General features: G+C 68.9%; 8 protein-coding genes. All 8 read left to right on the top strand.

The features are described from left to right. The first annotated feature begins 113 nt into the window (after nt 1–113). The 8 genes from B5557_RS39735 to B5557_RS39770 all read left to right on the top strand — a co-directional run bounded on the left by B5557_RS39735 (nt 114) and on the right by B5557_RS39770 (nt 13,702). Nucleotides 114–1,550 (top strand): arabinofuranosidase catalytic domain-containing protein, encoded by a 1,437-nt coding sequence (locus tag B5557_RS39735; RefSeq protein ID WP_079664037.1) that lies wholly within the window; start codon nt 114–116, stop codon nt 1,548–1,550. A gap of 44 nt (nt 1,551–1,594) precedes the next feature. Beyond that, on the top strand, nt 1,595–3,244 hold the full coding sequence (locus B5557_RS39740; RefSeq protein ID WP_079664038.1) for a glycoside hydrolase family 27 protein: 1,650 nt from the start codon (nt 1,595–1,597) through the stop codon (nt 3,242–3,244). Between the two features lie 69 nt (nt 3,245–3,313). Beyond that, nucleotides 3,314–4,798 carry an arabinofuranosidase catalytic domain-containing protein gene (locus tag B5557_RS39745; protein WP_079664039.1) on the top strand — a complete coding sequence of 495 codons (1,485 nt, stop codon included), beginning with the start codon at nt 3,314–3,316 and terminating at the stop codon, nt 4,796–4,798. A gap of 78 nt (nt 4,799–4,876) precedes the next feature. Then, a complete protein-coding gene (locus tag B5557_RS39750) occupies nt 4,877–6,709 on the top strand; it encodes an RICIN domain-containing protein (RefSeq protein WP_079664040.1) in 1,833 nt (610 codons plus the stop codon). Between the two features lie 78 nt (nt 6,710–6,787). Next, a complete protein-coding gene (locus B5557_RS39755; RefSeq protein ID WP_079664041.1) occupies nt 6,788–9,196 on the top strand; it encodes a ricin-type beta-trefoil lectin domain protein in 2,409 nt (802 codons plus the stop codon). 67 nt (nt 9,197–9,263) lie between these two features. Then, entirely contained in the window at nt 9,264–11,246 is a 1,983-nt protein-coding gene (locus tag B5557_RS39760; protein WP_079664042.1) for an alpha-L-fucosidase, read from the top strand. Between the two features lie 65 nt (nt 11,247–11,311). Continuing rightward, nucleotides 11,312–12,628 (top strand): ricin-type beta-trefoil lectin domain protein, encoded by a 1,317-nt coding sequence (locus B5557_RS39765; RefSeq protein WP_079664043.1) that lies wholly within the window; start codon nt 11,312–11,314, stop codon nt 12,626–12,628. Nucleotides 12,629–12,709: 81 nt separating this feature from the next. After that, the gene (locus B5557_RS39770) at nt 12,710–13,702 is read left to right on the top strand and encodes an extracellular catalytic domain type 1 short-chain-length polyhydroxyalkanoate depolymerase (RefSeq protein WP_079664044.1); all 993 of its coding nucleotides are present in this window, start codon (nt 12,710–12,712) and stop codon (nt 13,700–13,702) included. Nucleotides 13,703–13,734: the final 32 nt, after the last annotated feature.

A 13,734-nucleotide genomic window follows, 5' to 3' on the forward strand; every position in this document is an offset into this window, starting at 1 on the left:
ATTGACAGGGTGCAGAGCCTGTGGAATCACTATGCGACATGGGATGTCTGAGGGTCTTCTGTGGATACGCCGTGGCCCGTCGGCCACGCTTATCGGCCGCCGTCGTAGGCGTCATGGCACTGCTCGCCCTGTCGCTGGTGACCGCTCCGACATGGTCGGCGTCGGCGACGGCCGCACCGCTGGTGAGCTCGGCGTCGGGGCGGTGTCTGGACGTCAAGGGCAATGTCGACACGCCGGGAACGACGCTGGAGATCTGGGACTGCAACGGCCAGGTCAATCAGGCGTTCGAGTTCACCGCGGCGGGTGAGCTCAGGACGATGAACGGCACCCGGTGCGTGGACGCCTACGACGACCGAACGGCCCCGGGAGGCCCGGTGGTCATCCGGGCGTGCGACGGGCGGGCGACCCAGATGTGGCGACAGAACTCCGACGGGTCCGTCACCGGTGTCCGGTCCGGCTTCTGCCTGGACGTCAACGGAGCCGGCACGGCCAACGGCACCGCGGCCATCCTGTGGACCTGCAACGGCCGGAGCAACCAGAAGTGGACCACGACGTCGACACCACCGCCCCCGCCCCCGCCCAGCGGGTCGGGCCCGTGCGACATCTACGCCGCGGGCGGTACGCCGTGCGTGGCCGCGCACAGCACGGTGCGGGCGCTCCGCGGCTCTTACAACGGCGCCCTTTACCAGGTCAGGCGCGCCTCGGACAACGCCATCAGGGACATCGGCGTGCTGGCGCCGGGAGGTTTCGCCGACGCGGCGGCGCAGGACGCGTTCTGCGCGGGCACCTCCTGTGTGATCACGGTCGTCCGCGACCAGTCCGGACACGGCAACGACCTGTGGTACCAGGGCTCGGCCCAGGTCCCGGGATCGAGTCAGAGCAGCCCCGCGAAGGCGACCTCCGAGTCGCTGACCGCCGGGGGCACCAAGGCGTACTCGCTGTACATCAACCCCGGAAACAGCTACTGGCGCGACGGCCACCTGACGGGCGTGCCGACCGGTGCCGCGCCCGAAGGGGCGTACATGGTCACCAGCGGCACCCATGTCAACGCCGGCTGCTGCTTCGACTACGGCAACAGCGAGACGACCCGGAAGGCCGACGCCGCCGGGGCGATGGACGCGATCAACTTCGGTACCGAGTGCTGGTTCGGCGGCTGTTCGGGAAGCGGTCCCTGGGTGCAGGCCGATCTCGAATGGGGCCTGTACTCCGGCGGCAGCCAGTCCTGGAACACCAACCAGCGGGCGTTTCCGAACAAGTTCGTCACCGCGATGCTGAAGAACAACGGCACGTCGAGGTTCGCCCTCAAGGGTGGCAACGCCCAGTCAGGGGGCCTGACCACCCTGTGGGACGGCGGGCTTCCCGGCGGATACAGCCCCATGAAGAAGCAAGGGGCCATCGTCCTGGGCAGCGGCGGCGACTGCTGCAAGCCCGGCGGCGGCGCCAACCTGAGCGCCGGCACCTTCTACGAGGGAGCAATGGTCGCCGGCTACCCCTCCGACGCCACCGACAACGCGGTGCAGGCCAACATCACCGCCGCCGGCTATCGCTGAACTCAGAACTCAGCTTCTCAACTCGGCCCAGGAGTCGATGACGTATGCCCAAGTCCACTGTGAGAGCCAGCCGCCTTCGGCCGCTGACCCCGCTGCTGTCCCTGCGCAGACCCCTGGCGCTCACCTGCTCGGCCGTGCTGCTCACCATCGCCGGCACCCTCCTCTCCCTCGGCACGGCGCCGCCCGCCGCCGCGCTCGGCAACGGGCTCGCGCCGACCCCGCAGATGGGCTTCAACGACTGGAACGCGTACGGCTGCAGCGTCTCCGAGTCGCTGATCAAATCCACCGCCCAGGCGATGCACACCAACGGCATGCAGGCGGCGGGCTATTCGTACGTCAACATCGACGACTGCTGGATGACCCACAACCGCGACTCCGGCGGCCACCTGGTACCGGACCCGGCGAAGTTCCCCGACGGCATCAAGGGCACCGCGGACTACGTGCACTCGCTGGGCCTGAAGCTGGGGATCTACGAGGACGCCGGCACCGCGACCTGTGCGGGTTATCCGGGCAGCCTCGGGCACGAGACCACGGACGCACGGTCGTTCGCGTCGTGGGACGTGGACTACCTGAAGTACGACAACTGCAACAACAACGGCGTGCCGGCGCGGACCCGGTACACCGCGATGCGTGACGCCCTGACGGCCACCGGCCGGCCGATCCTGTACAGCCTGTGCAACTGGGGCCAGGAGAACGTGTGGACCTGGGGCGCGGACGTGGGCAACAGCTGGCGCACCACCGGGGACATCAGCCCGAGCTTCTCCAGCATGCTGTCGATCTTCCACAGGAACGTCGGACTGGCCGCCTATGCCGGACCCGGCCACTGGAACGACCCGGACATGCTGGAGGTCGGAAACGGCTCGATGACGGCCACCGAGAGCCGCAGCGAGTTCAGTCTCTGGGCGGAGATGGCCGCGCCGCTGATCGCGGGCACCAACATCCCCTCGGCGAGCGCGGACACCCTGTCCACACTGACCAACTCCCGGGTGATCGCGGTCGACCAGGACCCGCTCGGCAAACAGGGCACCATGGTGTCGTCCTCGGGCGGCCTGGACGTGCTGGCGAAGCCGCTGGCGGGCGGGGACGTGTCGGTGGCGCTGTTCAACGAGACGGGCTCGACCGCGACCATCACCACCACCGCGGCCGCGATCGGGAAGACCGGGGCATCCGCCTACACCCTGACCGACCTGTGGTCGGGGGCGTCCTCGACCACATCGGGCACGATCAGCGCCCGGGTGCCGGCCCACGGCACCGTGATGTACCGGGTCGCCGGCGGTACCAGCGGCGGCGGCACCGGCGCGACCGGTGAGCTGCACGCGGTGGGCGCGGGCAAGTGCCTGGACGTACCGAACTCGACCACCACCGCCGGTACCCAGGTGGCGATCTGGGCCTGCAACGGCGGCGCCAACCAGACATGGACGCACTCCGCGTCCCACCAGCTCACCGTCTACTCCGGCAGCAGCCAGATGTGCCTGGACGCCTACAACAACCAGACCACGCCGGGGACAAAGGTGGAGATCTGGAACTGCCACGGCCAGACCAACCAGCAGTGGACGCTGAACGCCGACGGCACGATCACGGGCGTCCAGTCCGCCCTGTGCCTCGGCGTCACCGGAGGGTCCACGGCTGACGGAGCCCTGGCCGAGCTGGAGACCTGCAACGGCAGCAGCGGTCAGCGGTGGACGCTGGGATGACTCCCTCTCCCACGGTCACCGGCAGCTTCAGTGCCGTAGCGCGACGGCACCGCGACAGAGGAGGTTTCCATGCTCCACACAGCAACCCGTCGCCGGCGAAGGCGGTTTCCAGCCGTGCTCCTGGTCGCCCTGGCGATGGTCCTGGCCGCGTTCGGCGCACCGGGGCCCGTGTTCGCGGCGGACGTGTCGCTTCCCTGTGACATCTACGCGGCGGGCGGTACGCCCTGCGTGACGGCGCACTCCACGACCAGGGCGCTCTTCGCCTCGTACAACGGGCCGCTGTACCAGATCCAGCGGTCCTCCGATCACGGCTACCGCGACATCGGGGTGCTCGGCGCGGGCGGGTACGCGGACGCCGCGTCCCAGATGTCGTTCTGCCGGGGCACGTCGTGCACGATCACGAAGATCTACGACCAGACCACCAAGCACAACGACATGCCGATCTCCTGGGGCGGCTTCTGGAAGGGCCCCGGCCCGAACGGATCCGACATCGGAGCGGACGCCATGGCCCTGCCGGTGACCGCGGCCGGCCACCAGGTCTTCGGTGTCAAGGTCACCCCCGGCGTCGGCTACCGGATGGACCACGCGAGCGGCGTACCCACCGGGTCCCAGCCCGAAGGCATCTACATGGTGACGTCGTCGAACTACACCAACCAGTGGTGCTGCTTCGACTACGGCAGCGGTGAGAACTCCCACACCGACACCGGCAACGCCACCATGAACGCCATCTACTGGGGCAACGCATGCTGGTTCAACGGCTGCACCGGCAGCGGGCCGTGGGTCGAGGCCGACCTGGAGAACGGCATGTTCCACACCAACACCGGCTCCAACAAGGACCCGAACAACCCGGGTGTGCACTACCCGTTCGTCAGCGCGTGGCTGAAGAACAACGGCACCAGCAACTTCACTCTCAAGTACGGCAACGGCACGAGCGGCGGCCTGACCACCACCTTCTCCGGCCCCCTGCCGAACGGCTACTCACCGATGAAGGTCGACAGCTCGGTCCTGCTCGGAACCGGGGGCGACAACAGTCCCAACGGCGTGGGCGAGTTCTTCGAAGGCGCGATGACGGCGGGCTACCCCTCCGACGCCACCGAGAACGCCGTCCAGGCCGCCATCACCGCTGCCGGCTACGGGGTGGGGAGCGGCGGCGGTGGCACCACGGGTGCGCTGCACGCGGTGGGTGCGGGCCGGTGCCTGGAGGTGCCGGGCGGGTCCACGACGGCGGGTACGCAGACACAGATCCGGGACTGCACCGGCGCCGCGAACCAGACCTGGTCCCAGACCGCCACCCACGAGCTGACCGTCAACTCCGGCGGCAGCCGCCTGTGCCTGGACGCCTCCGGGCAGGGCACCAGCTCCGGCACCAAGGTCATCACCTGGACCTGCAACGGCCAGAGCAACCAGCAGTGGACGCTCAACACCAACGGCACCGTCACCAGCGCTCCCTCCGGACTGTGCCTGGACGTGACGGGCGCCGCCACCGCCAACGGCACCCCCGTGCAGCTGTGGACCTGCAACGGCCAGTCCAACCAGCAATGGTCACTGAACTGACCCGGTGAGGTACACGGGAGCCGGCCCCGTCCAGCACGCGCGCCGCACCGCAGCGGCGCCCCATCTCAGGAGGATCGGATGAGGACGAGAGCGAGACCCGGCCGTCTGGCACTGCTGGCCGGCAGCCTCCTGGCACTCGTGCTGCCGCTGCTGTCGCCGGCCCCGAGCCAGGCCGCCTCGGGCACGTCGCTGAGCGTGAACCTGGCGTCGACCCGGGGACCGTCGACCGGCGTGGGGGAGGGGTTCCTCTACGGCTTCAGCGAAGACGGCAGCCGGCCGGCGGACCAGTACATCCAGCCGCTGGGGATCAACGCCTTCCGCGGCGGTGGATGGTTCTCCGGCGGCTGGATCAGGGACGGCTACCAGTACGGCTCGGCCACCCGGGCCGACATCGACTCGATCACCGCCCAGGCGAAACGGCTCACCAGGCCGCCCTACCACGCGCAGTACCAGGTACTCGTCAGTGACATCTACGGCGCGAACGGCGGCCAGCCGTCGAACACCAGGTACCCGTGCGACAACGGCGACTGCTCCAACTGGATCACCTTCATCGACTCCACCGTGGGAGCGCTACAGGCCTCGGGGCTCACGTTTTCCTACGACATCTGGAACGAGCCGGACATCTCCGCCTTCTGGACCCGGGGCGTGAACAGCGCCCAGTACTTCCAGATGTGGGACACCGCCTACCGGGAGATCCGGCGCATCGCCCCCGGGGCGCAGATCGTCGGGCCGTCACTGGCGTTCACCCCGGAGCGCAACCCGGGCGAATGGCGGACCTGGCTCGCGCACGTGAAGGCGGCCGGGACGGTGCCTGACATGATCGCCAACCACAACGAGGGCGATGTCGACGACCCCGTCAGTGTGTCGCGGGCCCTGAACAGCGCCCTGACGGCGGCGGGCATCGCTCCGCTGCCGCTGTCCTCGAACGAGTACCAGCCGGCCGACCGGCAGACCGCCGGGGTGACGGCCTGGTACCTCGCTCGGTTCGCGCAGTCCGGGTACACCAACGCGATGCGCGGCAACTGGGTGTGCTGCGTCACCCCGAACCTGACCGGAGTCCTCACCCAGAGCGGGGGCAGCTGGCAGCCGACCGGCAACTGGTGGGCGCTTCGGGATTACGCCGACATGACCGGCACCCTCGTGGACACCTCCGGCCAGGTCGGCTCGACGGCGATCTCGGCCTCCGAGGACCCCGCGAACAAGCGCGCGGTGGCGATCATCGGCGACTCCAACGGGTACACCGGCGCCACGTCCGTGACCTTCAACGGGCTGGCGTCCCTGCCCTGGCTCGCCGGCGACGCCGGCGTGCACGTCATCGTGCACCGCATCCCCGACCAGGCGCCCCTGGGTGCCCCGCAGACCGTGTACGACCAGAACGTGAGCACCACTGGCGGCTCGCTCACCGTACCGATCACCTTCCAGGGCGCGCACGACGCGTTCTCCGTCCATCTGACACCCGCCTCGTCAGGAGGCGGCGGCTTCCCGGACGGCTACCACCAACTCGTACTCGCCCACGACAACCTGTGCTTGGACGTGTACGGCAACTCCGCCGACGCGGGTGCCGCGATCGACCAGTGGACCTGCAACGGGCAGGGCAACCAGCAGTTCCGGTTCGTGCCCGCCTCGGGCGGCTACGGCGAACTGCGGACCCAGAACTCCTCACTGGACGTGGCGGTGGCCGGCAGTTCCACGGCGGCGGGCGTCCCGGACATCGTCCAGCAGACACCCGGCACGGCAGCGGCCAGCCTCTGGCTGCCCGTGCGGCAGTCCGACGGTTCCTACGCGTTCCAGAACAAGAACAGCGGTCTGTGCCTGGACGTCTACGGCGCCGGCAGCAACACGGGCCGGCAACTGGACCAGTGGCAGTGCAAGAACACGTCCGGCACGAACCAGGACTTCTTCGTCCGCTGACCACACAGCCATGGGCCCCGCCGCCGGACCCGCCACCACCGGCCACGGGGCACCTCCCACCTGCGAAAGGAACCCACCGTGTCAGCATACGGACGGCTGTTACGGCGTCTACGCGCCACGGCGGCCGTGCTCGCGGGCCTCCTCCTGGCCGCCGGCGGCCTCGTGGGCACGGCCGCCGCGCCGGCCCAGGCCGCCACCTCCATCACGATCAACGGCGCGTCCGGCGGCCGGACCTTCGACGGCGTCGGCGCGATCAGCGGCGGGGGCGGCAACAGCAGGCTCCTGATCGACTACCCCGAGCCCCAGCGCGGCCAGATCCTCGACTACCTGTTCAAACCCGGCTACGGCGCCTCCCTGCAGATGCTCAAGGCGGAGATCGGCGGCGACACCAACTCCACCTCGGGGGCCGAGCCGAGCCACCAGCACACCCGCTCCGACCTGAACTGCGACCGGGGCTACGAGTGGTGGCTGATGGAGCAGGCCAAGGCCCGCAACCCGGGCATCAAGCTGTACGGGCTCGCCTGGGGCGCGCCCGGCTGGATCGGCGGCGGGAACTTCTGGTCCGCCGACATGGTCAACTACGCGCTCTCCTGGCTGGGTTGCGCCAAGCAGCACGGGCTGAGCATCGACTACCTCGGCGGATGGAACGAGCGCGGCTACAACGTCTCCTGGTACCAGCAGCTGCGCGGCGCGCTCAACAGCAACGGCTACGGCAACGTCAAGATCGTCGCGGCCGACTCGGACTGGGGGGTGGCCAACGACATCAACTCCAACGCGTCCTTCGCCTCCGCGGTGAGCGCCATCGGCACGCACTACCCCTGCGGCTACCGGTCGGCCCAGACCAACTGCTCGGTGCCGTCGGCCGCCCTGTCGTCCGGCAAGTCGCTGTGGGCGAGCGAGAACGGCTCGGACGACTACAACGGGGGAGCGCAGGCCGTGGCCCGCGGCATCAACCGCGGATACATCGACGGACGGATGACCGCGTACCTCAACTGGCCGGTGGTCGCCGCGCTCACACCCAACCTGCCGTACCCCACCATGGGCCTCGCTCTGGCCTCGCAGCCGTGGTCCGGCTCCTACTCGATCGGCAAGAACACCTGGGTGATGGCGCACACCAGCCAGTTCACCGCGCCGGGGTGGCACTACCTGGATGCCTCCAGCGGCTACATCGGCGGCAACCGCAACAACGGCAGCTACGTCTCGCTGAAGTCCACCAACAACTCCGACTACTCCACGGTCATCGAGACCATGGATGCCGGCGGCGCCCAGACGCTGAACATCAACGTCACCGGGGGACTGTCCACCGGAACCGTCCACGTCTGGTCCACCGACGTCAGGTCCGGCAACCCGGCCGACCACTTCGTGCACACCACGGACATCACTCCGTCCGGCGGCGGTTTCAGCCTCACCGTCCAGCCCGGCCACCTGTACACCCTGACGACCACGACCGGACAGGGCAAGGGCACCGCCACCGGGCCGGCCAAGGCCCCGCTGAAGCTGCCGTACAGCGACTCCTTCGACGGCAACGCCACCGGTACCGAGGCGAAGTACCTCATGGACTGGCAGGGCGCGTTCGAGGTGGTGGGCTGCGGCGGCGGCCGCAGCGGCAAGTGCGTGCGCCAGATGAGCCCGCAGAAGCCGATCACCTGGGACTCGCTGACCGATCCGCACACCCTGCTCGGTGACGTGGGCTGGGGCAACTACACCGTCTCGTCGGACGTGATGCTCGAGCAGCCCGGATACGCCGAGTTGATCGGCCGTGCGGGCGGGCACGACTACGACCGTACCGGCGGGCAGAACGCCTACCGCCTGCGGGTGAGCGACACCGGGGCCTGGTCGATCCTGAACTCGAACACCAACGGCACCGTCTCCACCCTGGCCCGCGGCACGACCGCCGCGCTGGGCACCAACCGGTGGCACACTCTGGGTCTCACCTTCTCCGGCACCACGATCACCGCGGTCATCGACGGTGCCACGGTAGGTTCCGTGAACGACAGCACCTGGGCCACCGGGCAGATCGGCTACGGGACCAGCCAGGGCGAGACGGCTCAGTTCGACAACTTGTCCATCACCCCCGGCAGCGGCGGAAACGACGGCGGTACGACAGGCGCGATCGTCGGGGTTGCCTCCGGCCGGTGCGTGGACGTGCCCAACCAGTCGCACACGGCCGGCACCCAGGTGGCGCTGTGGGACTGCAACGGCGGCAGCAACCAGCAGTGGACGGACACCTCGGCCGGTGAGCTGCGCGTCTACGGCAGCGCCTGCCTGGACACCGCGGGCCAGGGCACCAGCCCCGGCACCAAGGTGGACATCTGGGACTGCACCGGTGGCAGCAACCAGAAGTGGACGCTGCACGCCGACGGCACGATCACCGGTGTCCAGTCCGGCCTGTGCCTGGACGCCACCGGCGCGGGCACGGCCAACGGCACCCTGCTGCAGCTGTGGACCTGCAACGGCAGCAGCAACCAGAAGTGGACACGCGACTGATCCGGTGACGGGCTGCACGACCACCTAGTCCCGCACCACCTCCGTCATCCCCCGAGAGGCACCCATCATGTCTTCCTCCTCCCTGCCGCTCAGCCGGCGCCGGCTGCTGGCGGCGGCCGGCGCGGCCTCGGCCTTCGGCCTGCTGCGGTTCGCCCCCGAGGCCGCCGCCACCGACGGCCCCAGCAGCTACACCCCGAGCTGGTCCTCCGTGGACCAGCACCCGCCGGCCCCGGCCTGGTTCCAGGACGCCAAGTTCGGCATCTACTACCACTGGGGCGTCTTCAGCGTTCCTGCGTTCGGCAACGAGTGGTATCCGCGCAACATGTACATCGGCGGCTCGGCCGAGAACAACCACCACAAGGCCACCTACGGCGACCCCTCGGCCTGGCCGTACCACAACTTCATCGACGGTGCGCGCGACAAGGCGGGCAACTTCGTTCAGTTCGCCCCCAAACTGGTCTCCCAGGGCGGCAAGTGGGACCCGGACGCCTGGGCTCAGCTGTTCAAGGCCGCGGGCGCCAGGTTCGCCGGCCCGGTCGCCGAGCACCACGACGGCTTCTCCATGTGGAACAGCCGCGCCAACCCGTGGAACTCGGTCCAGCGCGGCCCGAGACTCGACCTGGTGGGGCTGCACGCGCAGGCCATCCGCGGGCAGGGACTGAAGTTCATGGCCTCGCTGCACCACGCCTACCACTTCAACGGCTACTACGACCACGTGCCGTCCCAGTCCGACCCGACGCTGCGCACCCTCTACGGCCAGCAGGGCTCGGCCGCGGAGAACAAGCTCTGGTACGACAAGCTGGTCGAGATCATCGACGGCTACCAGCCGGACCTGGTCTGGCAGGACTTCGCCCTGAACCAGGTGCAGGAGTCCTACCGGCTCCAGTTCCTCGCGCACTACTACAACCAGGCGGTCGCGTGGAACAAGGACGTGGTCGCGACCTACAAGGACGGCCTCAACAACAAGGGCGAGGTCTTCGACTTCGAGCGCGGCGGCCCGGCAGGTCTGCTCACCCCCTACTGGCTGACCGACGACAGCATCTCCTCCTCCAGCTGGTGCTACACGACGGGCATCGGCTACTACTCGACGCAGGCACTGCTCCACTCGCTGATCGACCGGGTCAGCAAGGGCGGCAGCATGCTGCTGAACATCGCCCCGATGGCCGACGGCACCATCCCCTCCGGGCAGCAGTCCATCCTGCTCGCCATGGGCGACTGGCTCGGCCGCTTCGGAGAGGCGGTCTACGGCACTCGCTCCTGGTCCAGTTACGGCGAGGGCCCCACCAAGATGGGCGGCGGCTCGTTCAGCGGACCGGTGGCCGGCAAACCGCAGGACGTCCGGTTCACCCGCAGCCGGGACAACAAGGTCCTCTACGCCACCGCGCTGGGCTGGCAGGGCGGCACCATGACCATCACGACGCTGAACTCGAACCAGATCAACCTCAGCAGCCTGACCGGCGCCAAACTGCTGAACAACACCGTCGGCACCTACATCGACCTGCCCACACCGGTCCAGGACGCCTCCGGCCTGCACCTCACCATGCCCTCGGCCAACCCGCCGTTCAGCGCCCTGGCGTACACGGTCAAGCTCACCTTCTCCGGTGAGATCCCCGTCCTGGGCGCGCCGGGCGGCTCCACGACCTGGGTGAGGATCGCCAACGTGACCAGCGGACTGGTGCTCGACAGCGGGGGCAGCGTCGCGGCCGGATCCAACCTCAAGCAGTGGAACTACGACGGCAGCACCAACCTGCAATGGCAGCTGATCGACCTCGGCAACGGCTACTACCGCATCGTGAACCGCACCAACGGCATGGTCGCCGACAGTTACGGCAACTCCGCCAACGGCGCTCCCGCCCGCCAGCAGGCGTGGAACGGCGGCAACAACCAGCAGTGGTCGCTCAACAGCCTCGGCAACAACCGCTACCAGATCGTCAATCGCGGCACAGGCACCGCCCTCGACGGCGGCGGCAGCACCGCGGCCGGCTCGACCACGGTGCTGTGGACGCCGAACTCCAGCACCAACAACACATGGACCGTCACCGCCGTCTGAACATCGGCGCTTCCTGTCCCCCCCGAGCACGGAAGAAGGAGAGCATGAAACGCAAACCGCTCTTAATGTCCCTCGTGGCCGCCCTGCTTCTCGTCCTGACAACCGCGGGCACTTCGTTCAGCAGCGGCCTCAGGGCACCCGCGTCGGCCACGAAGACCGCCACCGCGGCGGCGAGCACCGGCTGCGGCAAGGCCCCGGCGCTGACGAGTGGTAACCATACGATTCAGAGCGGCGGCCAGAACCGCAGTTACATCCTGCGGGTCCCCGCCGGCTACGACAACAACCACCCCTACCGGCTGATCTTCGGCTTCCACTGGCGGGGCGGCACAGCAAACGACGTCGACTCGGGCGGAACGGACGGGTACAACTGGTCCTACTACGGCCTCAGGCGCCTGGCGGACAACGCCAACAACAGCACGATCTTCGTCGCCCCCCAGGGCAACGGCAACGGCTGGGCCAACCCCGGTGGCCAGGACGTTGCCTTCGTCGACGCCATGGTCAACCAGATCGAAGCGGGCCTGTGCGTCGACACCACCCAGTTGTTCGCCGGCGGCTTCAGCTACGGCGGCGGGATGTCGTACGCCCTCGCCTGCTCCCGCGCGACGGTCTTCCGCGCGGTCGCGGTCTACTCCGGCGCGAACCTCAGCGGGTGCAACGGCGGCACCCAGCCCATCGCCTACATGGGTCTGCACGGTCTCAGGGACAACGTGCTGCCCATCTCACTGGGACGGGAACTGCGCGACACCTTCGTCCGGGCCAACGGCTGCACCCCGCAGAACCCGCGCGAGCCGGCCAACGGAAGCCTGACGCACATCATCACCACATACTCCGGGTGCAGGTCCGGGTACCCCGTCGTCTGGGCCGCGTTCGACGGGGCGGGCCACGACCCCGGTCCCATCGACGGTTCCACCGGTGACGGCTGGCGCACCTGGACCTCGGCAGCGGTGTGGCAGTTCTTCACCCAGTTCGGCTCGACCACGCCCCCGCCGCCCTCCGGCAACCAGAAGATCGTCGGCCAGCAGTCGGGACGCTGCCTCGACATCAACAACTCCACCACGGCCAACGGCACGCAGGCACAGCTGTGGGACTGCAACGGCGGCTCCAACCAGCGCTGGACCTACACCGCCGAGAAACAGCTGGTTGTCTACGGCAACAAGTGCCTGGGCGTCGGCCAGGCAGCGGGCAACGGCGCCCCGGCGGCGATCTGGGACTGCAGCGGGCAGGCGGACCAGCAGTGGAACGTCAAACCCGACGGCACGATCACAGCGGTGCAGTCGGGGCTCTGCCTGGACGCCAGCGGCCAGGGAACCGCCAACGGCACGAAAGCCCAGCTGTGGAGTTGTTCGGGCGGTGCCAACCAGAGCTGGCGCCTGGAGAACTGAGTCCGCCGTCGGCTGACCACTCAGGGCCGGGGGGCGAGCCGCTTCCCGGCCCATACCGATCACCGGAAACGAGGTTCACTTGTGAGACGCACTCTGCGCGCTGTCCTGACGACGGTGTTACTGCCACTGGTCGCAGCCCTGACGCTCCTGGCGCCCCAGCCCGCGGCCGCGGCGAGCCTGACCCGCGTCACCGGCTTCGGGAACAACCCCACCAACCTGAACATGTACCTCTACGTGCCCAACCACCTGGCGGCCAAGCCCGCCCTGCTGGTCCTGGTCCACTACTGCGGGGGTTCGGCGGGGGGCATCTTCGGCGGCAACGGACACGATTACGTCACCGCCGCCGACCGGTACGGCTACATCATCGCCCTGCCCGAGGCCACCCGTGACGGGCACTGCTTCGACGTCTCGTCACCAGCGGCGCTCAAGCGTAATGGCGGCAGCGACTCCACCGGCATCATGTCGATGGTCAGTTACACCCGGCAGCACTACAACGTCGACCCGGCCCGCATCGTCGTCAGCGGATTCTCGTCGGGAGCCATGATGACAAATGTGCTGGCCGCCGAGTACCCCGATGTCTTCAGTGCCGCCTCCGCGTTCTCCGGGGTGCCTGCGGGCTGCTTCGCCACCAGGGACGGTTCCCAGTGGAACGGCCAGTGCTCCGGCGGCAATGTCATCAAAACGGCTCAGCAGTGGGGTGACCTGGCCCGTTCCATGTATCCGGGCTACACCGGAGGCTACCCGCGCATGCAGGTGTGGCACGGCACCACCGACACGACCCTCGCCTATCCCAACTTCGGCGAGGAGATCAAGCAGTGGACCAATCTCCACGCCCTGAGCCAGAGACCGGCCGCCACCGACCGGCCGCAGTCGGCCTGGACCCGCACCCGCTACGGCAGCACCGGCCCGCAGTCCCCCGTCGAAGGCATCAGCATCGCGGGCACGGGCCACACCCTGCCGCAGCCCGGCATGCTCGCCTACGCCATCACCTTCCTCGGTCTGGGGAGCGGCGGCACCACCACCCCGCCGCCCAGCACCTCCGGTGAGCCGCATGCGGTGGGTGCGGGCAAGTGACGGGACGTCACCGCGCCTCCACCGGCGGCGGC

This window comes from Streptomyces sp. 3214.6, assembly GCF_900129855.1.
Lineage (GTDB): Bacteria > Actinomycetota > Actinomycetes > Streptomycetales > Streptomycetaceae > Streptomyces > Streptomyces soliscabiei.